General features: G+C 31.5%; 29 protein-coding genes. 19 read left to right on the plus strand and 10 right to left on the minus strand.

Annotation, left to right across the window (positions count from 1 at the left end; genetic code table 11):
* Positions 1–65: 65 nt before the first annotated feature.
* The gene (locus ASC41_RS06730; RefSeq protein ID WP_055435872.1) at positions 66–251 is read right to left on the minus strand and encodes a hypothetical protein; all 186 of its coding nucleotides are present in this window, start codon (positions 249–251) and stop codon (positions 66–68) included.
* A 52-nt stretch (positions 252–303) separates the two neighbouring features.
* Between ASC41_RS06730 and ASC41_RS06735 the strand changes: the two genes are divergently transcribed.
* Complete coding sequence (locus ASC41_RS06735) at positions 304–690, plus strand: pyrophosphohydrolase domain-containing protein (protein ID WP_055435873.1); 387 nt, start codon at positions 304–306, stop codon at positions 688–690.
* A gap of 83 nt (positions 691–773) precedes the next feature.
* Here ASC41_RS06735 and ASC41_RS06740 read toward each other — a convergent pair whose 3' ends face one another.
* A complete protein-coding gene (locus ASC41_RS06740; protein ID WP_055435874.1) occupies positions 774–1,841 on the minus strand; it encodes a branched-chain amino acid aminotransferase in 1,068 nt (355 codons plus the stop codon).
* A gap of 120 nt (positions 1,842–1,961) precedes the next feature.
* Here ASC41_RS06740 and ASC41_RS06745 point away from each other — a divergent pair, with 120 nt between their 5' ends.
* The 4 genes from ASC41_RS06745 to ASC41_RS06760 all read left to right on the plus strand — a co-directional run bounded on the left by ASC41_RS06745 (position 1,962) and on the right by ASC41_RS06760 (position 4,629).
* Positions 1,962–2,468 carry a DUF4920 domain-containing protein gene (locus tag ASC41_RS06745; protein ID WP_055435875.1) on the plus strand — a complete coding sequence of 169 codons (507 nt, stop codon included), beginning with the start codon at positions 1,962–1,964 and terminating at the stop codon, positions 2,466–2,468.
* Between the two features lie 2 nt (positions 2,469–2,470).
* Complete coding sequence (locus ASC41_RS06750; protein ID WP_055435876.1) at positions 2,471–2,914, plus strand: hypothetical protein; 444 nt, start codon at positions 2,471–2,473, stop codon at positions 2,912–2,914.
* Between the two features lie 5 nt (positions 2,915–2,919).
* Positions 2,920–3,594, plus strand: a complete 675-nt coding sequence (gene mnmC2, locus ASC41_RS06755) for a tRNA (5-methylaminomethyl-2-thiouridine)(34)-methyltransferase MnmC2 (protein WP_055435877.1) — start codon at positions 2,920–2,922, stop codon at positions 3,592–3,594.
* A 132-nt stretch (positions 3,595–3,726) separates the two neighbouring features.
* Positions 3,727–4,629, plus strand: a complete 903-nt coding sequence (locus ASC41_RS06760) for a TIGR01777 family oxidoreductase (RefSeq protein ID WP_055436001.1) — start codon at positions 3,727–3,729, stop codon at positions 4,627–4,629.
* 17 nt (positions 4,630–4,646) lie between these two features.
* Here the strand turns inward: ASC41_RS06760 and ASC41_RS06765 are convergent, their stop codons facing one another.
* From ASC41_RS06765 to ASC41_RS06775, 3 genes are all read right to left on the minus strand, one after another.
* On the minus strand, positions 4,647–5,096 hold the full coding sequence (locus ASC41_RS06765; RefSeq protein ID WP_055435878.1) for a hypothetical protein: 450 nt from the start codon (positions 5,094–5,096) through the stop codon (positions 4,647–4,649).
* Entirely contained in the window at positions 5,096–5,512 is a 417-nt protein-coding gene (locus ASC41_RS06770; RefSeq protein ID WP_241489638.1) for a hypothetical protein, read from the minus strand. Before ASC41_RS06770 ends, ASC41_RS06765 begins: the two co-directional genes overlap by 1 nt.
* Before the next feature lie 265 nt (positions 5,513–5,777).
* Positions 5,778–6,443 carry a YceI family protein gene (locus ASC41_RS06775; RefSeq protein WP_055435880.1) on the minus strand — a complete coding sequence of 222 codons (666 nt, stop codon included), beginning with the start codon at positions 6,441–6,443 and terminating at the stop codon, positions 5,778–5,780.
* Between the two features lie 245 nt (positions 6,444–6,688).
* Between ASC41_RS06775 and ASC41_RS06780 the strand changes: the two genes are divergently transcribed.
* From ASC41_RS06780 to ASC41_RS06830, 11 genes are all read left to right on the plus strand, one after another.
* Entirely contained in the window at positions 6,689–7,231 is a 543-nt protein-coding gene (locus ASC41_RS06780; protein ID WP_055436002.1) for a nucleotide exchange factor GrpE, read from the plus strand.
* 56 nt (positions 7,232–7,287) lie between these two features.
* Entirely contained in the window at positions 7,288–8,421 is a 1,134-nt protein-coding gene (dnaJ, locus tag ASC41_RS06785) for a molecular chaperone DnaJ (RefSeq protein ID WP_055435881.1), read from the plus strand.
* A gap of 363 nt (positions 8,422–8,784) precedes the next feature.
* Positions 8,785–9,711, plus strand: coding sequence for an ABC transporter ATP-binding protein (locus ASC41_RS06790; protein WP_055435882.1), 927 nt, complete (start codon positions 8,785–8,787; stop codon positions 9,709–9,711).
* Between the two features lie 6 nt (positions 9,712–9,717).
* Complete coding sequence (locus ASC41_RS06795) at positions 9,718–11,052, plus strand: ABC transporter permease (protein ID WP_055435883.1); 1,335 nt, start codon at positions 9,718–9,720, stop codon at positions 11,050–11,052.
* A gap of 2 nt (positions 11,053–11,054) precedes the next feature.
* On the plus strand, positions 11,055–12,011 hold the full coding sequence (locus ASC41_RS06800; protein ID WP_055435884.1) for a mechanosensitive ion channel family protein: 957 nt from the start codon (positions 11,055–11,057) through the stop codon (positions 12,009–12,011).
* Positions 12,012–12,025: 14 nt separating this feature from the next.
* Complete coding sequence (locus ASC41_RS06805) at positions 12,026–12,910, plus strand: DUF6268 family outer membrane beta-barrel protein (protein WP_083477156.1); 885 nt, start codon at positions 12,026–12,028, stop codon at positions 12,908–12,910.
* Complete coding sequence (locus ASC41_RS06810; RefSeq protein WP_055435885.1) at positions 12,910–14,073, plus strand: sigma-54-dependent transcriptional regulator; 1,164 nt, start codon at positions 12,910–12,912, stop codon at positions 14,071–14,073. The genes ASC41_RS06805 and ASC41_RS06810 overlap by 1 nt, the downstream gene beginning before the upstream one ends.
* 41 nt (positions 14,074–14,114) lie before the next feature.
* Positions 14,115–14,993, plus strand: a complete 879-nt coding sequence (locus tag ASC41_RS06815; protein WP_055435886.1) for a PPK2 family polyphosphate kinase — start codon at positions 14,115–14,117, stop codon at positions 14,991–14,993.
* A gap of 139 nt (positions 14,994–15,132) precedes the next feature.
* Complete coding sequence (locus ASC41_RS06820) at positions 15,133–16,530, plus strand: M20/M25/M40 family metallo-hydrolase (RefSeq protein WP_055435887.1); 1,398 nt, start codon at positions 15,133–15,135, stop codon at positions 16,528–16,530.
* A gap of 1 nt (position 16,531) precedes the next feature.
* Positions 16,532–16,999, plus strand: coding sequence for a type II secretion system protein GspG (locus ASC41_RS06825; protein WP_055435888.1), 468 nt, complete (start codon positions 16,532–16,534; stop codon positions 16,997–16,999).
* Complete coding sequence (locus ASC41_RS06830) at positions 16,996–17,565, plus strand: hypothetical protein (RefSeq protein WP_055435889.1); 570 nt, start codon at positions 16,996–16,998, stop codon at positions 17,563–17,565. Before ASC41_RS06825 ends, ASC41_RS06830 begins: the two co-directional genes overlap by 4 nt.
* Positions 17,566–17,622: 57 nt before the next feature.
* On the opposite strand, the gene ASC41_RS06835 is transcribed toward ASC41_RS06830, so the two are convergent.
* Together ASC41_RS06835 and lysA are read right to left on the minus strand one after the other, a co-directional pair.
* Positions 17,623–19,122 carry a sensor histidine kinase gene (locus tag ASC41_RS06835; RefSeq protein ID WP_055435890.1) on the minus strand — a complete coding sequence of 500 codons (1,500 nt, stop codon included), beginning with the start codon at positions 19,120–19,122 and terminating at the stop codon, positions 17,623–17,625.
* Positions 19,123–19,424: 302 nt separating this feature from the next.
* The gene (gene lysA / locus ASC41_RS06840; RefSeq protein ID WP_055435891.1) at positions 19,425–20,651 is read right to left on the minus strand and encodes a diaminopimelate decarboxylase; all 1,227 of its coding nucleotides are present in this window, start codon (positions 20,649–20,651) and stop codon (positions 19,425–19,427) included.
* Between the two features lie 237 nt (positions 20,652–20,888).
* Here lysA and sucC point away from each other — a divergent pair, with 237 nt between their 5' ends.
* Positions 20,889–22,079, plus strand: a complete 1,191-nt coding sequence (sucC, locus tag ASC41_RS06845; protein WP_055435892.1) for an ADP-forming succinate--CoA ligase subunit beta — start codon at positions 20,889–20,891, stop codon at positions 22,077–22,079.
* A gap of 194 nt (positions 22,080–22,273) precedes the next feature.
* Positions 22,274–22,609 carry a hypothetical protein gene (locus ASC41_RS06850; protein ID WP_055435893.1) on the plus strand — a complete coding sequence of 112 codons (336 nt, stop codon included), beginning with the start codon at positions 22,274–22,276 and terminating at the stop codon, positions 22,607–22,609.
* 31 nt (positions 22,610–22,640) lie between these two features.
* On the opposite strand, the gene ASC41_RS06855 is transcribed toward ASC41_RS06850, so the two are convergent.
* Positions 22,641–22,973, minus strand: coding sequence for a DUF1456 family protein (locus tag ASC41_RS06855; protein WP_055435894.1), 333 nt, complete (start codon positions 22,971–22,973; stop codon positions 22,641–22,643).
* A 190-nt stretch (positions 22,974–23,163) separates the two neighbouring features.
* Here ASC41_RS06855 and ASC41_RS06860 point away from each other — a divergent pair, with 190 nt between their 5' ends.
* Positions 23,164–23,565 (plus strand): hypothetical protein, encoded by a 402-nt coding sequence (locus ASC41_RS06860; RefSeq protein WP_055435895.1) that lies wholly within the window; start codon positions 23,164–23,166, stop codon positions 23,563–23,565.
* Between the two features lie 22 nt (positions 23,566–23,587).
* On the opposite strand, the gene uvrB is transcribed toward ASC41_RS06860, so the two are convergent.
* Positions 23,588–25,591 (minus strand): excinuclease ABC subunit UvrB, encoded by a 2,004-nt coding sequence (gene uvrB, locus ASC41_RS06865; RefSeq protein WP_055435896.1) that lies wholly within the window; start codon positions 25,589–25,591, stop codon positions 23,588–23,590.
* Positions 25,592–25,675: 84 nt separating this feature from the next.
* Positions 25,676–25,975: a hypothetical protein gene (locus ASC41_RS06870; protein ID WP_055435897.1), complete on the minus strand. Its 300-nt coding sequence runs from the start codon at positions 25,973–25,975 to the stop codon at positions 25,676–25,678.
* Positions 25,976–25,983 lie beyond the last annotated feature (8 nt).

Raw genomic sequence — 25,983 nt, forward strand, 5'->3', positions numbered from 1 at the left:
GTAAAAAATTAAATTTACAAAATTTGTAGAATAATTAGTTGTTTATAGAAGAATGTAACCAAAAACTACTTAAAAACAAACTTTATAGCTGCAATAAGTCCAATAAAAGAGATAAAGGCGACCAATACCCAAATAGTACCTTTGTAGTGTTGTTTATGTAATTTTAAGTCCTTTCTGTAGGTATAAACTAAGGCTGCAATAAATACAACAGCAAAACAAATGGCAAAGATTAATTGTCCTGTACTAAACATATCGTTATTTTTATGCAAAAATAACGAATAGAAGTAGTAAAAAATCATTTCAATGAAAAATAAAATAGAAGCTGTAAAGGCATTTCATACCGCATTTAAAATTGGTCATTTAGAAGCTCCAAAAGCCGATTTAGGAAACGCTAAAAATAAGTTGCGTTTCGATTTAATGAAAGAAGAAAACGAAGAGTATTTAGAAGCAGCAAATAATAATGATTTAGTTGAGGTTGCAGATGCTTTAGGAGATATGCTTTACATTTTATGTGGTACTATTATAGAGCATGGTATGCAACATAAAATTGAAGAAGTCTTTAACGAGATACAACGTAGTAATATGAGTAAATTGGGTGAAGACGGTGAACCTATTTACAGAGAAGATGGTAAGGTTTTAAAAGGCCCAAACTATTTCAAGCCAAACATTAAGGCTATTTTGGATAAGTAATTTCTATGGTTTAGTTATATTAAAAAAGCAGCCAATTGGCTGCTTTTTTTGTTATTTATGTTCTAATAAGTATTGCTTATTGACTAGATTTTAACTCTCCATCCAAAAGGATCTTCAGTTTTATTAGTTTGTATTGCTACAATACGTGCTTTTAATTTACTAGCGTAAGTATTTTCTAATTCTGGTAAATCGAAATCTGAATCTCTAAAACCAAAACCAGAAATAGGAGAAATTACAGCTGCTGTTCCAGCACCAAAAATTTCTTTTAAACTACCGTCTTTAGCGGCTTCAACAAGCTCGCTAACTTTTATTTTCCTTACTTCGGTGTTTATGCCTTCCGCTTTAGCGATATCTAAAATACTTTTTCTAGTAATTCCATCAAGAATTCTATCACTTACAGGAGAAGTAATTAATGTATCGTTAATACGTACAAAAACATTCATTGCACCAGCTTCTTCAATATATTCGTGAGATGTATCGTCTGTCCAGATTACTTGCTGGTAACCTTTGTCTTTAGCTAATTGTGTCGGGTAAAACTGTCCGGCGTAATTACCACCAGCTTTAGCAAAACCAACACCACCATTTGCAGAACGTGAATACGTTTCTTCGATTAAAACTTTTACTTTTCCAGAAAAATAAGGTCCAGAAGGCGCACAAGCAATAATAAATTTATACTCGTCTGCAGGAGACGCGTGGAAACCTTCTCCAGTTGCAAAAATAAAAGGTCTAAGATATAAAGAGCTTCCTTCTTTTGTAGGAATCCAATCTTTTTCTAAATCTAAAAGCGCTTTTAAACCTTCCATAAAATAGTTTTCAGGAATTTCTGGAATACATAAACGTTTTGCCGAAATGTTTAAACGTTTTACGTTATCCGTTGGGCGAAATAAAAGTACATCGTCATTAGCATCTTTATAGGCTTTCATACCTTCAAAAATAGATTGTCCGTAATGAAAAATCTTAGCAGAAGGCATTAATGTAATAGGTGCAAAAGGCTCGATTTTTGGTTGTTGCCATTTACCATCCTTATAATCGCATGTTAGCATGTGATCTGAAAATACTTGACCAAAAGCAAGATTATTAAAATCGATACTATCAATTTTAGAGTTTTTAGCTTTTGTAATTTCTACTTGATCTTTAGTTATGTTTTCCATGAAAATATTGTGTGTCTTTACTATTGCAAAAGTACAGAATTAAGAATTAAGAAATCGAGTTTTTCATCTTAAAATACTATCTTTGAAGTAGTAAAAACCAATTTAATAAAATATAGTAATATGAGAAAAGTAGTATTGGCACTAGCTGTTGTTTTTAGTATTGTAGCATGTAAGGAAGCGAAAAAAGAAGAAGCTGTTGAGGTGGCTAAAGAAATGGCTGTTAATTACAAGTCGTTTGGAGAAGAAATTATTGCAGACGATGCTATTGCAGCAAAATCTATGGCAGAACATTATAAAGCAATGAAAGTTGGTGATAGTATAAACACTAAAATGATTGCAAAAGTGGATGAGGTATGCCAAGCTAAAGGGTGTTGGATGAAATTAGATTTAGATAATGGAGAGCAGGTTATGGTCAAGTTTAAAGACTACGGATTCTTTATGCCTAAAAATATTTCAGGACAAGAAGTGATTATAAATGGTAAAGCTTACGTAAATGAAGTGCCTGTAGAAGAGTTACGTCATTATGCTGAAGATGCAGGTAAATCTACCGAAGAAATTGCATTAATTAAAGAGTCTAAAAAAACATATTCTTTTGAGGCTGATGGTGTTTTATTAGTTGAAAAATAGAAATGAAATACCTACTTTGCATTATAAGTTTTGCTTTTGTTTTAAATTGTAATTCTAAGCTTAAAGAAAATGTTAAACAAGAAGAGACATCTGAAAAGAAAGTTTACGATATGTATGAGCCGTCTGAAATGGCGAATCTTATGAACGAAATGTATGCTATAAATGCAAAAATTAAAGCAGACATTCTAGCAGGAAATACTTTGGAAGAGTTTCCTTCAGCATTTTTAGAAATTCATACAGCTGAGCTTTCAGATTTCAAAAAAAGAAATGCAAAATTTGAAGCTTTTTCAAATATATACATTCAAGCAGAAAAAGAAGTTTTTAATACCGAGTCTAGTTTGCCGGTAGAGGAACGATTTAATAATGCCGTTGGTGTTTGTATTTCTTGTCACCAAACAGAATGTACAGGACCAATACCAAGAATTAAAAAACTACTAATTAAATAGTTTATTTGGAACGCAAAATAATAATAACAGACGATGGTTCTACAACCATCCACATACCAGAGTGGAACGAGCAATATCATTCTACACACGGAGCAATACAAGAGGCTGAGCATGTTTATTTAGAACATGGCTTAGCCTTTTTTTGTACTTCGGAAGGTTATGCTAAAGACTCTGAAATCTCTATTTTAGAAATAGGTTTTGGTACAGGATTAAATGCTTTTTTAACAGCAATTAAGGCCGAAGCATTAAACTTAAATTGTAATTATGTTGGAGTGGAAGGTTTTCCTATTTCTAAAGAAGAACTAAAAGCTTTGAACTATTCTGAAGCATTAAAAGACGATGTTGTTTTTGATGCTATTCATGATTGCGATTGGGAAAAAGAGTGTGCAGTTTCTAAAAATTTCAGTCTTAAAAAACAACAGAAGCAATTTTCTGAAATAACAGATAAAAACAAGTTCGATGTTATTTATTTTGATGCTTTTGGGCCAAGAGTACAACCAGAGTTATGGACAGAGGCTATTTTTAAAAACATGTACGAAGCCATGAAACCAAATGGTGTATTGGTTACTTATTGCGCTCAAGGTCATGCTAGACGTGCTATGATTTCGGTTGGTTTTACTGTAGAAAAAGTAAAAGGGCCTCCAGGAAAACGGCACATGTTAAGAGCCGTTAAGTTATAGTTGTTATTTTGGTTTAGTTTAAAGAGTGCTTTCATTCGAAAACATAATTTTTAACACCTTAATATTTAACGAAACATTAGTGGTTTAGGTGCTTATCACTACAAACTAAAATTGTATTTTTATAAAAAAGAGATGCGTGTACTTATAACAGGAGCAACAGGTTTAATTGGAACTGAAATTGTGAAAAAATGTAATAATAATGGCATTGCGGTTAATTACTTAACAACAAGCAAATCTAAAATAGAAAACACTTCTAATTATCAAGGTTTTTATTGGAATCCTAGTAAAGCTGAAATAGATGTTAATTGCGTAAAAGATGTAGATGTTATTATTCATTTAGTAGGATCTAGTATTTCTAAACGTTGGACAGAAGCTAACAAGCAAGTTATGCTAAGTAGTAGGTTGGAAACTACAGCTTTGTTACATGAAACGGTTAAAAATAATCCTAACAACATAAAACAAATTATCTCAGCAAGTGCTATTGGGTACTATCCAGATTCTTTAACTAATTATTATACTGAAGAAGAAAAACAAATCAATGATTCTTTTCTAGGCAAAGTGGTGCAAGAATGGGAACAAGTAGTAGATACTTTTAACACCTTAAATATTACCGTTTCCAAAGTAAGAATTGGTATTGTGTTTTCAGATAAAGGTGGCGCTTTTCCACAATTAGCTATGCCAATTAGGTATGGAGCTGGTGCTGCAATGGGAAATGGGAAGCAATGGATGTCTTGGATTCATTTAGACGATTTAACAAACATTTTTCTACACGTTTTAGAAAATAAGTTGGAAGGTGTTTATAATGGCGTTGCTCCAAATCCAGCAACAAATAAAGCCATTACAAAAGCGATTGCAAAGCAATTAAAGATGCCATTGTTTTTGCCAAATATTCCAAAGTTTCTAATGAAATTAATGCTTGGCGATATGCATATTCTTTTATTCGAAAGCCAACGTGTAAGTTCTAAAAAGATTGAGGATACAGGTTTTAAGTTTGAATATCTTAATTTAAATTCAGCTTTAAAAGAATTAATTTAGGCCTAGATAGTTTGTGGTTAGAGTACATTACTTTTTTTTATTAAATATTTTTTTAGAGCAAAAAGCATTTTTTTTGTTTTTGCATTTTTAGCTATTGCATCATAAAAAGCTAAAGTTGTGAGTAGAGATATAAAAGCTAAAGCACCTAGTAGTCCTCCATAACCATTAAAAAAATCTCCTTTGTTAATATAGATAATGCTAAATAGGATGGAAGCTATAGATAGGCGAATGTAACTGCTTTTTACTTTAGGAGAAACCATTCCTATAAAGGAAGATCCTATAAATACTATTTGAATATTTTTTGTTAAGTAAGCATTAAATACTTCAGGGAAAAAGTAAAAAAACAATCCAACACATAACGATAATATGGCCGATGCTCTTACTGCGCCTTGTTTTAGTTCGTGGCTTACATAAAAGGTTAATGTTGTACCTAAAATGCTTGTTATTATAATAATTAGTAAATCCATTAATAGAAAGAATTTATTAAGTAAACAACTGCAACTCCAATAAATGCTATGGTTCCTAGTTTTCCGCCTAAACCTAGAAAGAGGTTTTTCGATAACATATAAAGTATACCAGTTATAAATCCTGCCGCAAGTGCAAATTCTATTGACGGAGATATTTCTGTACTAGACATACCTACAAATGCACCACAATAAATAGCTGCAGGTAACTTTTTTAAATACGAAGATTGTTTGTTTATTAATGGTATAAAAGAAGCAATAGTTCCAGTAATTCCTGCAGCTAAAATACTTCCTAATCCACTATAGACATTTAATGAATAACAAATTAAAGCACCTATAGGAACCCATAAAGCTACAGATGTTTTTTCGTAGGCATATTCTTCATGATGTAGGTTAAGATATCTGTAACCGTAAAACATTATTAAGGAGATTATAATTAGTGAAACTATTGTAATAAAACTATTTGTCTCATACTTTTCTTTGATAGTTATAACTAACAATATAATTTGAATTATCAATATTATTTTAATCAAAAAAAACCTAATGACCTTGTGTCTTCTCATTAAAATACTTTTTTAGAACTTAATCGTTTTAGGTTGCTAATTTACAAATCAAAATTGCTATTGAATAAAAAAAAAAGCTACATCTTTCGATGTAGCTTTTTAATAATTTATAAAAATCTAATTAAGATTTTTTAGCAGTAATAGAAATTTTTAACTCCATATCATCATTAATAAACTTGTCTCCAAGATTATCAAAAATACTTTTAGAACCATAGTTTATAGACCATTTTGTTCTATCGATAGTAAATGCATCACTAGTAATTGTCATTACATCGCCTGTATTAGTAATAGTAGCAGGAAAAGTGATATTGTTTTTAGTACCTTTTAATGCTAAATTACCAGAAACCATAGTTTTTCCATTCTCAACAGTAGTTCCAGTAATTTCAAAAGCAGCGTTTGGAAATTTTGCAACGTTAAAAAAGTCACCTTCTTTACCTTCAACAGTACCTTTTAAATGTGCATCAAGATTTGCTTTTTGATCACCTTCTAAATCGGTAGTGTTAATAGAAGTCATATCTATAATAAATGTTCCACTTTCTAATGTGTTATCTGTTACAGAAAAAGTACCACTATCTATATTTATAGTCCCATTATGAGATCCTGCAGGTTTAAAACCTTTCCACTCAATAGTAGATTCAGATGTGTTTACAGCATATTTTGAAGAGCTACTTTCGCTAGTTGCTGCTTCTTTTGCTTCACTTGTATTTGCTTCCGTTCCTTTTTTACATCCCACAACAGCTAGACCTAAAGCTAAAACTGTAAAAATATTTAGTACTTGTTTTTTCATTTTAAATGTTATTATTGGTTATCTAGCAAAAATAAAAAACATTCCATGGAATATACTTAATTTTCTCATAAATCTTGAAGTTTGTTATAGTGTCAAAATTTGGTTTAAATTGATTATAGCTAGCAGACATATAGGCAATTTTTAAGCTTTTATACCGTGTAAAAAAAAGATAATGACATTTTGGCATTTTTATAATAATGGCAGTACTTTTGCCAATCTTAATTGGTATTAAAATAAATACAGAAATGAGCAAAGCAAAAGATATAAAAGAAGATATAATCGAAGAGCAAGTAGAAGGAACAACAAACGAGGAAACTGTTGAGGTTGAAGAATTATCTACTGAAGACAGGCTTAATAAGGAACTAGGTCAGGAAAAAGACAAGTTTTTAAGATTGTTTGCTGAATTCGAAAATTATAAAAAAAGAACATCTAAAGAACGTGTTGAGTTATTTAAAACAGCAGGTAAAGATGTCATGGTTTCAATGTTACCAGTTTTAGACGATTTCGAACGTGCTTTATTGCATATCGAAGACGATAAAGAAGCCGAAGAATTAAGAAAAGGTGTGGTGTTAATATATCAAAAACTGTTAAATACTTTAAATCAAAAAGGTTTAGCTGCAATGGAAGTGAAAAAAGGAGATGTTTTCGATTCTGAAATTCATCAAGCTATTACACAGGTACCAGCACCAAGTAAGAATTTAAAAGGAAAAATTATAGATGTTGTTGAAAAAGGATACACACTTGGTGAAACAGTAATTCGTTTTCCAAAAGTAGTTATCGGACAATAATAAAATAATTTTTAATTAAAAGGCAACAGCAAATAGCTAGAAGTCAAATTTAAGATATGGCAAAGAAAGATTATTACGAAACATTAGGCATTAGTAAAGGTGCTACAGCTGCCGAGATAAAAAAGGGTTATAGAAAAAAAGCTATAGAATTTCATCCAGATAAAAATCCGGATGATGCAACTGCCGAAGCTAAATTTAAAGAAGCTGCAGAAGCATACGAGGTTTTAAGTGACGAGAATAAAAAAGCACGTTACGACCAATATGGTCACCAAGCCTTCGAAGGTGGCGGTGGTTTTGGAGGCGGCGGAAGAGGCGGCATGAATATGGATGACATATTTAGCCAATTTGGAGATATCTTTGGTGGAGGTGGCGGAGGCTTCTCTGGTTTTGGAGGTGGCGGTTTTGGCGGAGGTCAACAACGTCGCGTAAAAGGAAGTAACCTACGTATTCGCGTTAAATTAACACTAGAAGAAATAGCTAATGGTGTTGAGAAAAAAATAAAAGTAAAACGTAAAATTCAAGCAGAAGGTACTACATACCAAACCTGTGGAACTTGTAATGGAGCTGGTCAAGTTACCAGAGTTACAAATACCATTTTAGGACGTATGCAAACTGCAAGTCCATGCCCTACTTGTGGAGGAGCAGGACAAACTATAGACAAAAAACCAGCAGGAGCAGATGCTCAAGGTTTAATTGTAAAAGAAGAAACAATCTCTGTTAAAATTCCAGCAGGAGTTGTAGACGGTATGCAACTTAAAGTATCTGGTAAAGGAAACGATGCGCCAGGAAACGGTATTGCAGGAGATTTATTAGTAGCAATAGAAGAGCAAGATCACGAAACATTACAACGTGAAGGCGATAATTTACATTACGATTTATATGTAAGTTTACCAGATGCAATTTTAGGTGCTTCTAAAGAAATTGATACTGTTACAGGAAAAGTACGTATTAAAGTAGAAGCAGGTTTACAGTCTGGAAAAATTTTACGCTTACGCGGAAAAGGGATTCCAAGTATTAACGGTTATGGTAAAGGAGACTTGTTAGTACATGTAAATGTATGGACACCAAAAACGTTAAATAAAGAGCAGTCTGCTTTTTTCGAGAAGATGAAAGACGACGAACATTTTTCACCTAAACCAGAAGGAAGCGATAAATCGTTTTTTGAAAAGGTAAAAGATATGTTCTCATAAAAGAAAAACATATATATTAAAAAAAAATCTGCAATACTATTGCAGATTTTTTTGTTAATAAACGAACTTATTTAATCTAAAAAGGGATTGTTGAACAAAAAATAGTATATTTGGTATATCATTGGTTTGCGCCAATGGTAATTTTTCTTTTTCATAGCAATTTTTTCCCATCCTTTATTTGCGTAAAGGGTGGGTTTTGTTTTTTAGCAAGTATATCTTTTAAATATTTCTTATCTTAAAACAAAATGTAATAAAGTTGTAGTCTGCAATTTATTTTATTCCTTACAGCGTTAAAATAATTTTAAACAATAAAGCATACCAACTTACATTTTTTATATTTACACAACTAACAACTTTATCTTTATGAGTAACTTATTAGAAGCACAATCGGTTTCTAAAAACTTTGGCGACTTTACAGCATTAAACAATGTTTCTATTTCGGTAGAAAAAGGAAGTATATTTGGATTACTTGGTCCAAACGGAGCAGGAAAAACCACTTTAATTCGTATTATAAATCAAATCACAATGCCAGACAAAGGGCAAGTGCTTCTGGATGGAGAACCTTTACAAAGGCATCATATACAAAACATTGGCTATTTACCAGAGGAGCGTGGTTTGTATAAAACAATGAAAGTTGGTGAGCAAGCTTTGTATTTAGCACAACTTAAAGGCTTGGATAAAGCTGAAGCTAAAAAGCGTTTACACGAATGGTTCGAGAGATTAGAAATTGGAGATTGGTGGAATAAAAAAATTCAAGAGTTGTCTAAAGGGATGGCTCAAAAAATTCAATTTGTAGTTACGGTATTGCACCAACCAAAACTATTAATTTTCGATGAGCCTTTTTCAGGCTTCGATCCTATTAATGCTGATATTATAAAAAACGAAATCCTAAGACTTAGAGAGGACGGCGCAACGGTTATTTTTTCTACACATAGAATGGAATCTGTAGAAGAGTTGTGCGATCATATTGCATTAATACATAAATCTAATAAAATTTTAGATGGCAATCTTAACGCTATAAAGAGACAGTATAAGTCTAATACTTTCGAAGTTGGTATTACTACCGATAATGCTTCAGAATTACAACGTTCGCTTTCAGAAAAATTTATAGTATCTCCAGCAGAATTTAAGACGTTAAATAACGAGTTGAAACTTAATGTTAAGCTTTCAGAAAAAGAATCAGCAAATCAATTATTAAATTATCTAACAACAAAAGGAGAGGTTTCTCATTTTTTAGAAGTAATACCAAGTGCTAGCGATATTTTTATTCAAGCAGTAAAGAATAATTAAAAAACTATGAACCATTTACCACTTATAATAAAGAGAGAGTACATTACTAAAGTGAGAAATAAAGCTTTTATAATTATGACTTTTATGAGTCCATTAATTATGATTGCTCTCTTTTCTTTAGTTGCGTATTTATCACAATTAAATAATACAAAACAAAAAAATATTACTGTTTTAGACGAATCTGGACAGATAGAATCTGTTTTTACAGACAAAGAAACAGTAAAATACACTGTTTTAAAAGGTGTAACTTTAGAGAATGCTAAGGTTATAGTAGAGGAACAAGAGAGTTATGGGTTGCTTTATATTTCAGACTTTAAAATCAATACAGGTGCAATAGATGAGGTTAAAAAAAGGAATGTAGATGTAGAGTTTTATTCTTCTGAAACACCTTCGCTAAGTATTATTTCTGGATTAGAAACTAAGGTAGAAGACCGTCTTAAAGAGATGAATCTTCAGGACAAAGGAGTTAACCAAGCTACTATAAAAAATGCTGAAGTCGATATAAATATAAATCAAGAGAATTTTACTGGAGAGAAAACATCTAAAGAAGGTAGTGTTGTAAAGCTTATTTTTGGTGGAGCAGCAGGTTACTTACTTTTTATGTTTATAATAATTTATGGAAACATGATTATGCGCTCTGTAATCGAAGAAAAAACGAGTAGAATAATTGAGGTTATTATCTCTTCGGTTAAACCAATACAACTAATGTTGGGAAAAATTATTGGTACTACACTTGCAGGGATTACACAGTTTGGCATTTGGCTAATTCTAGGAAGTGTTCTTATGGTTGTTGCATCCTTAATTTTCGATATTGATTTTTCTCAAGTTAATACACCACAACAAGAGCTTATGACTCAGGCAATGCAAAATCCAGAAACAAATGCTGATATCCAAATATTTATAAATGCCTTTTTTAATATGCCATTGGCAAATTTAATAATAGCTTTTATCTTATTTTTTGTTAGTGGTTATCTATTATATAGTTCGTTATACGCCGCTATTGGTGCTGCTGTAGATAATGAGACAGATACGCAACAGTTTATGCTACCTATAATTATGCCTTTAATTTTGGCAGTATATGTTGGTGGATTTACGGTTATAGAAGAACCGCATGGAACGGTTGCAACAGTGTTTTCTTTTATACCATTTACATCTCCTGTTGTAATGCTTATGCGTATTCCTTTTGGAGTACCAATTTGGCAACAAGTGCTTTCTTTGTTAATATTAATTGGTACATTTATGTTTACCATTTGGATGGCTTCAAAAATATATAGAGTTGGTATATTAATGTATGGTAAAAAACCAACCTACAAAGAACTTTTAAAATGGATTAAATATTAACGATGCAAGAAAAAGTTTCAGATAAAATAGAAGGGACTGTAGAAGAGGTAAGCGATGCTATTACCAAAAGTTCTATTTGGGAAAGTTTTATTAACTTTTTGAATATTAAGATATATACATTTACAGATGCTGCAGGAGAAAGTACAGGTATATTAAAAGTAAAATATGTCTTAATTTTAATAGCTGTATTATTTTTAACCACTTATGTTTTACGTTGGGTTAGAGTGTTGCTAACACAACATATGCCAGAAGCAGATAAAGCTAAGTTTGTAACAGTATTTTCTTTTGGTAGATGGATAATTTATATGATTGTCTTTTTGGTATCAATAAGCTCTTTAGGTATTGATATTACTGCTGTTTTTGCAGCATCAGCAGCATTACTTATTGGTATTGGTTTAGCTTTACAAACCTTATTTCAAGATATAATTTCTGGAGTTTTTATATTGGTAGATCAATCTGTTCATGTTGGAGATATTATAGAAATTGAAGGAAAAGTAGGCCGTGTTGAAGAGATTAAACTTCGTACTACTAGAGCAGTTACTATAGACAATAAAGTATTAATAATACCAAATCATTTATACTTAGCTAACAGTTTATACAACTGGACACAAAATGGATCTTCCACCAGAGAGTCTGTAGATATTGGAGTAGCTTATGGTAGTGATGTAGAATTAGTTAAAAAGTTGTTGCTAGAAGCCGCTAAATCTTCAAAATTAGTCTTTAAAAATCCTCCGCCAGGTGTTACTTTTATGGACTTTGGAGAAAGCTCTTTAGATTTTAGAATTGCTTTTACAATAGAAGATAGCTTTAATGCTAGAATACCAAAAAGTGAAGTGCGCTTTGCTATATATAAATTATTTAATGAGCATAATATTAGCATCCCATTTCCACAACGCGATGTTCATGTTATTCAAAATGGCGAAGAAAATATTAAATTAAAAATGAACTCAAAACAATAATATTAATAAAATTTATGAAAAACCAAACGGTTAAATTTATTATAGTCGCTTTTTTTATTATGGCGTTTCAAATTACGTTTGCTCAGCTCACGGATTTAGCACGTTTAGAGTATTCTTATATACCTAAAGGTAATTCAGAAGATAGCTTTACTAGATTTAGAGGTTTAGTTAATTACCCTATAAAAACTAAAGAAGATTGCTATTTAGTAATTGGAGGCGAGTATAGCAGAATAGCACTTAATATAGAAGATAATTATCCGTTTAGCACCTCTAATTTAAGGCGCTTACATGTAATGGATTTTAATGTAGCATATACTTTTAAGCTAAAAAGCGGTTGGCGTTTAGGAGCTAAAATTTCTCCAAGAATAGCATCTACATTAACACACAAGTTATCCGGAGACGACTTCTTTTTAAATGGAGGTGTTTATGCAATAAACGATAGAACAAAAGACGAGTCTAAAAATAAACCATACCGTTTAATTTTAGGTCTAACCTATAATAGTACTACAGGTATACCATTGCCATTACCATTTGTAAGTTATTATAGACGTGTAAATGAGAAGTGGTCTTTTAATTTAGGAGTACCAAAAACAAATGTTAAATATTTTTTTAATGAACAAAGTATTATACAAACATTTGTAGGTATCGATGGATATTCTGCCAACGTTCAAGATTCTATTGCCATTGGAGGAAAAGAAGTCGATAATATTTCTTTATCGGTTATTCTGTCAGGTTTGGGATATGAGTATTGTTTTACAGATCACTTAGTATGGTACGCATATTCAGGCTACACCATAAGTATGAGTAACAAATTACGCGATGAAAATAGAGATGAAGTCTATAAACTAGACAACGTAAATACATTTTATTTAAGAACAGGATTTAAATTTAAAATATAATGCCAAAAATATTAGTAATAGAAGACGAAGCAGCAATTAGAAGAGTTTTAATAAAAATTCTTTCTGAAGAAAATGATAAATACGAAGTCTTCGAAGCAGAAGACGGTTTGGCAGGAATAGAAAGAATTAAAAAAGAAGATTTCGATCTTGTACTTTGCGATATTAAAATGCCTAAAATGGATGGTGTAGAAGTGCTTGAGGCTGCAAAAAAAATAAAACCAGAAATACCAATGGTAATGATCTCTGGACATGGAGATTTAGATACAGCAGTAAATACAATGCGCTTAGGGGCATTCGATTATATATCTAAGCCGCCAGATTTAAACCGTTTATTAAATACAGTACGTAATGCACTAGACCGAAAAGAATTGGTTATCGAAAACAAAATTCTTAAAAGAAAGGTTAGTAAAAAGTACGAAATGATTGGAGAAAGCGAGGCTATTTCTCAAATTAAAGATATAATAGACAAAGTAGCACCAACAGATGCTCGTGTTCTAATTACTGGTCCAAACGGAACAGGAAAAGAACTAGTAGCACATTGGTTACACGAAAAAAGTGCACGTGCAAAAGGACCAATGATAGAAGTTAACTGCGCAGCAATACCAAGCGAGCTTATTGAAAGCGAATTATTCGGTCACGTAAAAGGTGCTTTTACAAGTGCAGCAAAAGATAGAGCAGGTAAATTTGAAGCTGCTAATGGCGGAACCATTTTTTTAGATGAAATTGGAGACATGAGCCTATCTGCGCAAGCAAAAGTATTAAGAGCATTACAAGAAAGCCGTATACAACGTGTTGGTAGCGATAAGGATATAAAAGTAGATGTTCGTATTGTAGCAGCAACAAATAAAAATCTAAAAAAGGAAATTGCAGACGGTAGATTTCGTGAAGATTTATACCATAGATTAGCAGTAATCTTAGTTAAAGTTCCAGCACTTAACGATAGAAGAGACGATATTCCTTTATTAATAAAACATTTTGCAAAGAAAATTTCTAACGAGCAAGGCACAGCAGAAAAAAGCTTTACTACTAAAGCCATTAAGTTACTACAAGAGTACGATTGGACAGGAAACATTAGAGAATTACGTAATGTAATCGAAAGATTATTAATTCTTGGAGGAGTAGAAGTAAGCGAAAAAGATGTTAAATTGTTTGCAAGTAAATAAGTAAAATTACCGCTTTCGCGGAAATGAAAACATAATTTTCAATGAAAGAAATAAAGATAGAAGACCATCAAATAACATCACCAATTAAGTTGTCTAACTTACCGTCTCACTTAGATTTAGATGAAACTGATGACGAAGTAAAAGATGAGTTAGAAAAGGTAAGAAGAAAATTAGGTAAACTTCAGGACACGCTTTATGCCCACGGCAAGTACTCCGTTCTGGTTTGTTTACAAGGTATGGATACCTCTGGGAAGGACAGTTTAATACGTGAAGTTTTTAAAGATTTCAACGCACGTGGTGTTGAGGTTATGAGCTTTAAAGTGCCAACCGAGTTAGAGCTAAAGCACGACTATTTATGGAGACATTATTTAGCCTTGCCAGCAAGAGGTAAGTTTGGCGTTCATAACAGAACACACTACGAAAACGTATTGGTAACTCGCGTACATCCTAATTACATTTTAGGAGAAAAACTACCAAATGTAAATACCGTAGAAGATGTAAACGAAGAGTTTTGGAACACGCGTTTCAATCAGATTAATAATTTCGAAAAACATCTTGCAGACAACGGAACAATAATCTTTAAGTTCTTCATGAACCTCTCAAAAGAAGAGCAAAAACACAGATTATTACGTCGTTTGGAATTAAAACATAAAAATTGGAAATTTTCTGCAGGCGATTTAAAAGAGCGTAAACTTTGGGATAATTATATGGATTGTTATCAAGACGCCATCAATAGAACTAGTAAAACACACGCACCATGGTTTAATATTCCAGCAGACAATAAACCAGCAGCACGATTAGCAGTAGCAACAATTTTGTACAATACTTTAAAAAAATACGGAGACATTAAAGAACCAGAATTAGACGATAAAACAAAAGCTAATTTGCATTTATATAAAGAACAATTAAATAATGAGTAACCAATATATACTTATATAGGAACCTCAAAATTAATAGTAATTAGGGCGTTACCGCAAGGGGCGCGCTTTCCATTATATCTTTTTTTGCCATATATGGCAGCAAAAAAAGGATGCCATTTCAATCGCTAACGCACCAACCATGAAACTAAAAATCATAATTGCAACACTTCTATTATCAGCAAATGTATTTGCACAAAACGATAAAGAAACGGTGAAAACCATTTACAGCCAATCGCTAACCAATGGGCAATCTTACCAATGGTTAGATTATTTATCAAACCAAATAGGAGGTAGATTATCGGGTTCTGTAAGCGCAGAAAAAGCGGTGCGATACACAAAATTAGAACTAGAGAAACTAGGTTTAGATAAAGTGTGGTTGCAAGAAGTAATGGTTCCAAAATGGGAACGAGGCGAAAAAGAAGTTGGTTATTTTGAAACTTCAGGAGAAAAATTAAATGTAAATATCTGTGCGCTTGGAGGTTCTATAGCAACACCAGCGGCAGGATTAAAAGCTCAAGTTATCGAGGTTAAAAGTTTCGAAGAATTAGAAGCACTCGGTACAAAAGTAAAAGGGAGAATAGTGTTTTTTAATGGAGCTCTAAATCCCGAATTAATACACACATTCGAAGCTTATGGTGGTTGCTCAAAACAACGTTATGCAGGTGCATACGAAGCAGGTAAACTAGGAGCAGTTGGTGTAATTGTACGTTCTTTAAATTTACGTCAAGATAATTTGCCACACACAGGAAGTATGGGATATTTAGATTTACCTAATAACCAGCGCATACCATCTGCTGCAATAAGTACAAATGATTCTAATTTGCTTTCAGAAGCTTTAAAAAAAGATAAAAATTTAGAGTTCTATTTCAAGCAAAGCTGTAAACAATTCGAAGATGTTTTATCTTATAATGTAATAGGAGAAATAACAGGAAACGAATTTCCAGACGAATATATGATAGTTGGTGGGCATTTAGATTCTTGGGATCTTGGTGATGGTTCTCACGATGATGGAGCAGGAGTAGTGCAATCCATGGAGGTAGTACGTTTATTAAAAGAAAGCGGTATTAAACCAAAAAGGACTATTCGTGTTGTTCTTTTTATGAATGAAGAAAATGGATTAAGAGGCGGAAAAAAATACGCGGAAGAAGCGAAGCGTAAAAACGAAAATCATGTGTTTGCGTTAGAAAGTGACTCTGGCGGATTTACTCCAAGAGGTTTTAGTTTCGATTGTAGCGATGCTAACCTTAATAAAGTATTAAGCTGGGAGCCATTGTTTAAGCCTTATTTAATTCATTATTTCGAAAAAGGATATAGTGGAGCAGACATTGGACCATTAAAAAACGATAATATCGTTTTAGCCGGATTACGTCCAGATTCTCAGCGTTATTTCGATCATCATCATGCAGCTAACGATACGTTTGATGCTGTTAATAAAAGAGAATTAGAACTTGGTGCTGCAACTATGACTAGCTTAATTTATCTTTTCGATAAATATGGAACAGTTACTATTAGCGATGTAAAAGAGATAAAGAACTAATATGCATTTTGCAGAGCTTCTTGCAGAACTACTAATGCTTTTCGATGATTTAAAATTTTGGAAAAAGAAGAGAGCAAGAAGAAATTTTGAAAAAAAGAACGGATTACCAAAACAAGAAATGGTAAATCCTTCTAATAAAAGATACATGATTTTAATATTACTGATAATACCTCTATTCATATTTTTTAATTATTTGTTTTTCCTAAATACAGCGCAAAAGGAAACAGTAAATAAAATATCTAAAATTGAATCGCTATTAAAAGACGAAAAAAAAGCTTTTAATAGGTATCCAGACTCTCTTTCTGTTATTATTAGAAACAACCCAACTCTTAAAAATATAACAGTAGACCATTGGAAAAATAATTTCCTATATAAAACCTTTAATAAAGGGTTAAGTTATTCCTTAATATCAAAAGGAAAAGATGGTATCCTTAACACTGAAGACGATATTAAAATTACAAATAAATGAAAAGCGCAATCCTAACTTTTATATTATTAATGACAACAATACTTTCTGCTCAAGAAAACGAAATAGAGCTTCCATATTACGAACTTCCAGAAGCGTCAAATAAATATACAGCAGGTACTGTAGCAGCAAGACAAGTAGATGCTTTGGGTTTTAGATTTTATTGGGCAAGTGAGAGTTTAACAGAGAAAGATTTAGCATATAAACCAAGTGACTCTGTAAGGACGTCTTTAGAAACAATAGAGCATATTTACAGTTTATCTTTAATTATTTTAAATTCAACTTTAAAAAAGGAAAATATAAACGAGAAAGAAGAAATGTCTCATACTAAATTAAGAGCACAAACATTATTAAACTTAAAACAAGCAGCAGATATTTTAAGAGCAAGTGATGATATTTCTCAATACAAAATTATTTTTGGGACAAAAGAAATTCCGTATTGGAATAACATAAACGGACCAATTAGTGATTCTATTTGGCACTGTGGGCAGTTAGCAACATACAGGCGTATTACAGGAAATCCAATAAACTCGAAGATTAATCATTTTTCTGGAAAAGTAGGGAGGTAAGAAATTAAATAAATTGTTTTATAGGTGGATTTAAATATTGAATCCTTCAGTTAATTATTATTTGTAATCAAAATAAATCTTAAAATTAGTGCCTTTTCCAACTGTGCTCTCAACTTCTATTTTTGCACCAATAGCATCTATTTGGTTTTTTACAATAAATAATCCAAGACCTCTCGCATCTTTATTTTTGTGAAACACATTATACATACCGAATAGCTTGTCTCCATGTTTTTCTAAATCTATTCCAAGACCATTATCAGAAATAGATAGGATAACATTATCATTATTTTGTTTAGCTTCAAGTATAATTTTTGTTTTAACATCGGGCCTTTTATATTTAATAGCATTCGTTAAAAAGTTAATAATTATACTATCAATATAAGCAGGTACACCTTTAATGGTAATTTGATTTTCAATTAAAACTTCTATATCTACAGTATTAGATAGTGTTAAACCATAAATATTACTAATTGCATTATTTGTATACTGTAAAAGATTTAATGATTCTAAATTTTCAATATCTAAAGAATTATGAATAGCAATTTCATTTAAGTTAAGAATAGTTTCATTTAAATTATCTACTGCTTTTTCATATAAAGGAAAATATTCATCGTTAGCAATTTCGGGATTTTCATCTTTATTTAATTTTAAAAGCATTTCTAAATTCCCACCATGAGATCTTAAATTATGAGAAACAATATGCGCAAAATTTAATAATCTATCATTCTGTTTAGAGCTTACTGTTAGTAAATTTGTTATTTCATTTTTTGCAAGTTTTATTTCGGTAACATCACTAATACTAGCAACAAAATGTTGCGGTATTCCATTGCTATCTCTTACTATGGTAGAAGACAAAATACAATAAACACAAGAACCATTTTTATGAATGTACCTTTTCTCTGTACGGAAGTTATCTATTTTTCCAGACAGCATAAGTTTAATTTCTTTTTTTCCAATATGCTTATCCTTAGGATGCGTAAAGCTTTCAAACTCTAGCTTTAAAAACTCTTTTTGAGTATAGCCTAACATATTGCAAGTACTATCATTAACATTTAACCATTTACCAGTTAAACTAACAATTGCCATTCCTATTAAAGAGGATTCAAAGATAGACCTAAATTGCTTTTCCTTAAGTGCAGTGTTTTTAGCCTCTATTGTTTTTTCTGTAATATCTTGAAACACACCTCTTATGGCAACGCATATTCCTTCTTCTAGTTTTGGGTGACCAATAGATCTTACCCATTTTTCATTTCCCTTTCCTGTGACTAATATGAATTCGTTATCAAAACTTTTTCCATTGGTTAAACATTCTGTAAAATGTTTATTAATTAAATCTCTGTTGGCTCCTGCTTTATAAAAATTAATAGCTGTATCTACATTAGGAATATAACTTTCTTCTACTTCGTGAATTTTTCTTGTAACAGAACTCCATTTTAAAATATTAGATTTAATGTCTAGTTCCCAGTATCCTATGGCTAAAGAGTTTTCAATTGTATTCAAAAAAATTTTGTCATGAATTTCTTCGGAAAGGATTGTGTTAGATGTAATATTAAACATAAAAGAAAAGATTTGGGGATTTCTGTAACTAAAATAGTTAACAAAAAAAACATATACTTATATGAAGTCAAATTTACTAAAAATAACGATTAAACAGCTAAAAAATACGTTTAAATGTTTTTTAAGTGTCTTAAAGAAGGTTTTGCCCTACAGATTATTGTGTTTTATTCTGTTGTTGTAAGCTTTAAAAAAAGCTCAATTAAAGTATATCATAAAAAAGCCACCTTAAATAGAAGTGGCTTTTTTGTTTTTTTAAGATTGTTTTATTGAATCTCTATTTATGTTTTTGTCTTATAAATAAATTAAGCTTTCACTTTTTTTGGTTCTAAATCTATTTGAATTTGATTATTCAGTATATCATCAAAAGTTTCTCGTTTTCTAATTAAGTGCGCTTCGCCGTTATGCCATAGTACTTCTGCAGGACGATATCTAGAATTATAGTTACTAGCCATAGAGTAGCAATATGCACCCGCATTTTTAAAGGTTAAAATATCACCTTCATTAATTTCAGAAATACGTCTGTTATTTGCGAATGTATCTGTCTCGCAAATATAACCAACCACACTATAAAAACGTTCTCTTCCTTTAGGGTTCGAAATATTTTCAATTTCATGTTGAGAACCGTATAGCATAGGTCTAATTAAATGGTTAAAACCAGAATCTATTTGTGCAAAAACGGTAGAAGTGGTTTGTTTTACAACATTAACTTTGGCTAAAAACTGTCCTGCTTCGCTTACTAAAAACTTTCCAGGTTCGAAAGCTAAGATTAATTCTTTGCCATAATCTTTACAAAACTCATTAAAACGAACAGATAATTTTTCTCCAAACTCTTCAATATTAGTTTCAATATCTCCAGGCTTATATGGTACTTTAAATCCAGATCCAAAATCTATAAAATCTAAATTTTTAAAGTTTTTTGCAGTTTCAAATAATATTTCACTAGCATAAAGAAAAACATCAATATCTAAAATATCACTTCCAGTATGCATGTGTATTCCGTTAATATTCATATTTGTATTTTCTACAATACGCAGAATATGCGGAATTTGATGTATTGAAATACCAAATTTACTGTCTATGTGTCCTACTGAAATATTAGTATTACCACCGGCCATAACATGTGGATTTATACGAATACACACGGGAATGTTAGGATGTTTTGTGCCAAATTGTTCTAATATGGAAAGATTATCGATATTAATTTGACAACCTAATTTTGCTGCATTTTCTATTTCTTCTAGCGATACGCCATTAGGAGTAAAGATAATTTGCTCAGCTTTATAACCAGCGGCGATGCCTAATTGCACCTCTTGAATGGAGACTGTATCCAATCCTGCACCAAGAGTTTTCATTAACTTTAAAATAGAAATATTAGAAAGTGCCTTAACAGCATAATTAACTTTTACCTTTTTTACTTTATTAAAAGCAGATGTTAAACGTTTATATTGTTGTGTAATAATTTCAGAATTATATACATAAACAGGACTTTCAAAGTCTTTTGCTATTTTAAGTAATTGTGTATTGGTCATGAATTTATTTTTTCATCAAAGATATTTGTTTGGTTAAATTAATAAATATTTACGTCAAAATATTACATATTTAAACAGTTTGTTAACTATTTAACAAATAGAAATTAAGAATACTTCTTCATATTGTATTTTCATAATTAAATATTAGGGTAAGTTATTGTGATTATTTACTTTTGTAACTCTAAAATTTTATAGACTTTCGCATACGCGGAAATTAAAATAAATCCATTAATAAAGATGAATTTACACGAATATCAAGGAAAAGAATTATTAAGCAGCTTTGGCGTACGTATTCAACGTGGTATTGTTGCTCAAAATGCTGACGAAGCAGTAGTAGCAGCAAAACAATTAACGGAAGATACTGGAACAGGTTGGCACGTTATTAAAGCACAGGTTCACGCAGGTGGTCGTGGTAAAGGTGGTGGTGTTAAGTTGGCTAAAAACTTAGACGAAGTTAAATCTATTGCTGGAGATATTATAGGAATGGATTTGGTAACACCTCAAACTTCTGCTGAAGGAAAGCGTGTGCACCAAGTTTTAGTATGTGAAGATGTATATTATCCTGGAGATTCTGAGCCAGAAGAATATTACATGTCTGTTTTATTAAACAGAGGAACTGGACGTAACATGATTATGTATTCTACAGAAGGTGGAATGGATATTGAAACAGTTGCAGAAGAGACTCCACATTTAATTTTTAATGAAGAAATAGATCCTGCAACAGGAATTTTACCTTTTCAAGCACGTAAAATTGCTTTTAACTTAGGTTTATCTGGAGCAGCTTTTAAAGACATGACAAAATTTGTAACGTCTTTATATACAGCTTACGTAAAATCTGATTCTGCTTTATTTGAAATCAATCCTGTTTTAAAAACTAGTGATGATAAAATAATGGCTGTAGATGCTAAGGTAACTTTAGATGCTAGTGCATTATACAGGCATAAAGATTTAGCAGCAATGCGCGATTTACGTGAAGAAAACGCAATTGAAGTTGAAGCAGGTGAGCAAGGACTTAACTATGTAGACCTTGACGGAAACGTTGGTTGTATGGTAAATGGTGCTGGTTTAGCAATGGCTACTATGGATTTAATTAAGCAAGCAGGTGGTGAGCCAGCTAACTTTTTAGATGTTGGTGGTACTGCAGATGCTGCAAGAGTAGAGATTGCTTTCGAACTTATTTTAAGAGATCCAGCTGTAAAAGCTATTTTAATTAACATTTTTGGTGGTATCGTTCGTTGCGATCGTGTTGCTCAAGGTGTAATTGATGCTTACAAAAACATGGGTAACATTAGTGTGCCAATTATTGTACGTTTACAAGGTACTAATGCAGATATCGCTAAAAAATTAATTGACGATTCTGGATTAGATGTAATGAGTGCTACAGAATTCCAAGAAGCAGCAGATAAAGTACAAGCTGTATTAGCATAGTACTTTTTAAATATATTTATTAAGAGCAACCTATATGGTTGCTCTTTTTTTTGTCTTAATATTTTAACATACTAGAGATTAGTTTCTTAACAAGAACTAAAAATTGTGTTAAGCATTAGTTAAACCACGTTTTTCAATGTTACTTTTCTTGATTACTTGAGTCTATAAGCTATAAAACAATTAAAACAAAAATTATGAAATCAATTAAAATGGTATTACTAGTATTAGCAATTACTTTTACTGGTGCTTTAAGCGCAACAACAAACCCAGATGGTTTAGAGCCAAATGTATTAGCAAATGAAATTACAGCATTATTAAAAAAACCTGAATTTCAAGTTGCTGAAGATTTAAAAGCAAACGTAACTTTTATGCTCAATAAAAATAATGAGATAGTTGTAATAAGTGTAGATACAGAAAGTGAACAGCTTGAAAGTTATATTAAAACCAGATTAAACTATTCTAAATTAAAAGAAGGACTAGTTTCTACAACAAAAACTTATAAAATTCCTGTAAAGATTAGTATGGTATAGTACTATCTATTTTAAGCAAAAAAAGAGCAACTTAATCGTTGCTCTTTTTTGTATTTCTAGGTTTATTAATGTTCTTTTTATTGTTACCGTATGGATTTGGTTTTACTTTTCTTGAAGCCTCTTTTTTAGGCTCTTCTCCTTTTTTAGGCATTGGTCCTCGAAGATGAATAATTAATCCATTTAAAAAGTTTCTTAAAATTTGATCGCCACATTCTACATAATTAGGGTGATCTTCTTTTCTAAAAAAAGCACTTAATTCACTTTTAGTAACTCTTAAATCTACAAGCATTAATATTTTAATAATATCATCGTCACGTAGCTTATGTGCTACTCTTAGTTTTTTAAAGATATCGTTATTTGTCATAGTTTAATGTGTTGTAATTAAGTTGTTTATGCTCTATTTTTGAAGTGTGAAACTTCGAGAAAGTGATAAACAGTGTTTAAATTCGGTGTAAAACTACTCATTTTTCGATAAGCGACGTAATTTATACGATTATAAATTATCATTATTCCGTAATTTTATAAAAAGAAAAACAATCTGTCAATCCCTCATTATGCCTAAAAGAGTAGAAAAACTAAGTTTATTATCTGAAATGATAGCATTTGCTAAAGCAGATAAAAATTTAAAGAGAATAGAATACAACTTTCTTTTAAGTATAGCTAAACAATTAGAGGTCTCTAGAGCGGATTTCAATTACTTAATAGAACATCCTATAAATTACGTGAATTTAAAATCGCATAGCGAACGTATTGTTCAATTTCATCGCTTGGTTTTTTTAATGGATATGGACAAAGAGCGTACTGACGAGGAGATTTTTAAAATTCATAACTACGGACTTAGAATGGGTTTAAGTCATGAGTCTATAAGTAGAGTTTTATATTTAATGGATGGCTTTCCAAATATGATGGTTCCTGCAGAAGTTTTAATAGATATTTTTAAGGTACAGTATAACTAAGTAAAATTCTAAAAAGAAAGACTTAAGCTTTTAGTGCTTCAAGCTTACCTTGGTAACTCTTAATCTCATCTCTTAATTGTGCAGCAATAATAAAGTCTAAAGCCTTTGCAGCTTGCTCCATTGTTTTTCGTTTTTCGCGTATTTTCTTTTCTAATTCGTCTTTAGTCAAGTATTCGCTTTCTGGTTCTGCAGCACGAGCAGCTTCCAATTCGTAACTATAAGTACTTACAGAGTTTTTACCTAAAGCACTATCTAAACTTTTATTTAAAGCTTTTGGCACAAGGTTATTTTTAGTATTGTATGCAATTTGTTTTTCTCTTCTGTACTCGGTTTCGTCTATGGTTTTTTGCATGCTTTTAGTAATTTTATCTGCATACATAATTGCTTTACCGTTTAGGTTTCTTGCCGCACGACCAACAGTTTGTGTTAAAGATCTTGCCGAACGTAAAAAGCCCTCTTTATCTGCATCTAAAATAGCAACTAAAGAAACTTCTGGTAAATCTAAACCTTCACGAAGTAAGTTTACACCAACCAAAACATCGTAAATACCTTTACGTAAATCTTGCATAATCTGTACGCGTTCTAGGGTGTCTACATCACTATGTATGTAGTTTACGCGAATAGAAATTCGACTTAAATATTTGGTTAATTCTTCAGCCATACGCTTGGTTAGCGTTGTAACTAAAGTACGTTCGTCTTTTTCTATACGTTGTTGTATTTCTTCAATTAAATCATCTATTTGGTTTAAACTAGGTCGTACTTCTATAATTGGATCTAGTAAACCAGTAGGTCTAATAACTTGCTCTACGTAAACACCATCGGTTTTTTGTAATTCGTAATCTGCAGGAGTTGCACTTACATATAAAACTTGATTTTGTAACGCTTCGAACTCTTCAAACTTAAGTGGTCTGTTGTCCATTGCAGCAGGTAATCTAAAACCGTATTCTACTAAGTTTTCTTTACGACTTCTATCTCCTCCATACATAGCATGTACTTGTGAAATGGTTACGTGACTTTCATCTACAACCATTAAATAATCGTCTGGAAAATAATCTAGTAAACAGAAAGGTCTTGTACCAGGTAATCTACCATCAAGATAACGCGAATAGTTTTCTATACCAGAACAATAGCCTAATTCTCTAATCATTTCGAGGTCGAATTCTGTACGCTCTTTAAGTCTTTTGGCTTCTAAATGTTTTCCTATTTCTTTGAAGTAATCGTATTGTTTTACTAAATCGTCTTGAATACTTTTTATGGCACCTTGTAAAATATCTGGAGAGGTAACAAACATGTTTGCAGGATAGATGTTTAGTCTTTCGTATTCCTCAATAACTTCGTTTGTTTGTATATCGAACTGTTCTATTAATTCAATTTCATCTCCAAAAAAGTGAATCCTGAATGCATTATCTGCATAACTCGGGAATATATCCACGGTGTCTCCTTTTATTCTAAAGTTACCGTGTTTAAAATCTGCTTCTGTACGCGAATACAAACTTTGCACAAGTTGATGTAATAATTTTGTTCGTGAAATCTGTTGATCGCGTTCTATAGAAATAACATTTTTTTGAAATTCTACAGGATTTCCAATACCATACAAGCATGAAACCGATGCAATTACAATGACATCTCGACGGCCAGAGAGTAGAGAAGAGGTTGTGCTTAAACGCATTTTCTCAATCTCCTCGTTAATAGATAAATCTTTTTCTATGTAAACACCAGATGTAGGTATGTAAGCCTCTGGTTGATAATAATCGTAGTAAGACACAAAATACTCTACAGCATTGTCCGGGAAAAACTGCTTAAACTCACTATATAATTGAGCGGCCAAAGTTTTATTATGTGCTAAAACTAATGTTGGTCTTTGCGTTTCTTCAATAACATTAGCAACTGTAAATGTTTTACCAGAACCAGTAACACCAAGTAAAGTTTGGTATCTCTCGTTGGAGTTTAAACCATGTACCAATTTTTTTATTGCTGAAGGTTGATCTCCTGTAGGACTAAATTCTGATTGTATTTTGAAACGCATAAAGCAAAATTACGGAATAAAATGGTAGCTTTATTTTAATGAAGCGTTAAGGTTTCTATGTGGAGAATTAGACTTCTTTTTGCTTTAGTTTTTTGTAGACTTTTCTTGTTTACCATAAAATCTTACTAAAATTTTCCCAAAAATAAAATAGAGTACAACAACAGTAATTCCTCCAACCAAGTATCCATTTTCCATTATGTTTTTAAAGTCGTAGTATATACCGAATAGTATTATGCATATAATAAACTGAAGCACAGCATAAGCAATATTGCCTTTTGGACTAAAACCAAATAAACCTAAGAAATGAGTTTTAGTTAGTCCGAAAATAAGATGAGGCATTGCGTTTGCTAATAATGCACCTATAAAAAAATCTATTAGAGTCATTTTAAAAA

It is taken from the genome of Lacinutrix algicola, from assembly GCF_001418085.1.
In the GTDB taxonomy this organism is placed as follows: Bacteria; Bacteroidota; Bacteroidia; order Flavobacteriales; family Flavobacteriaceae; genus Lacinutrix; species Lacinutrix algicola.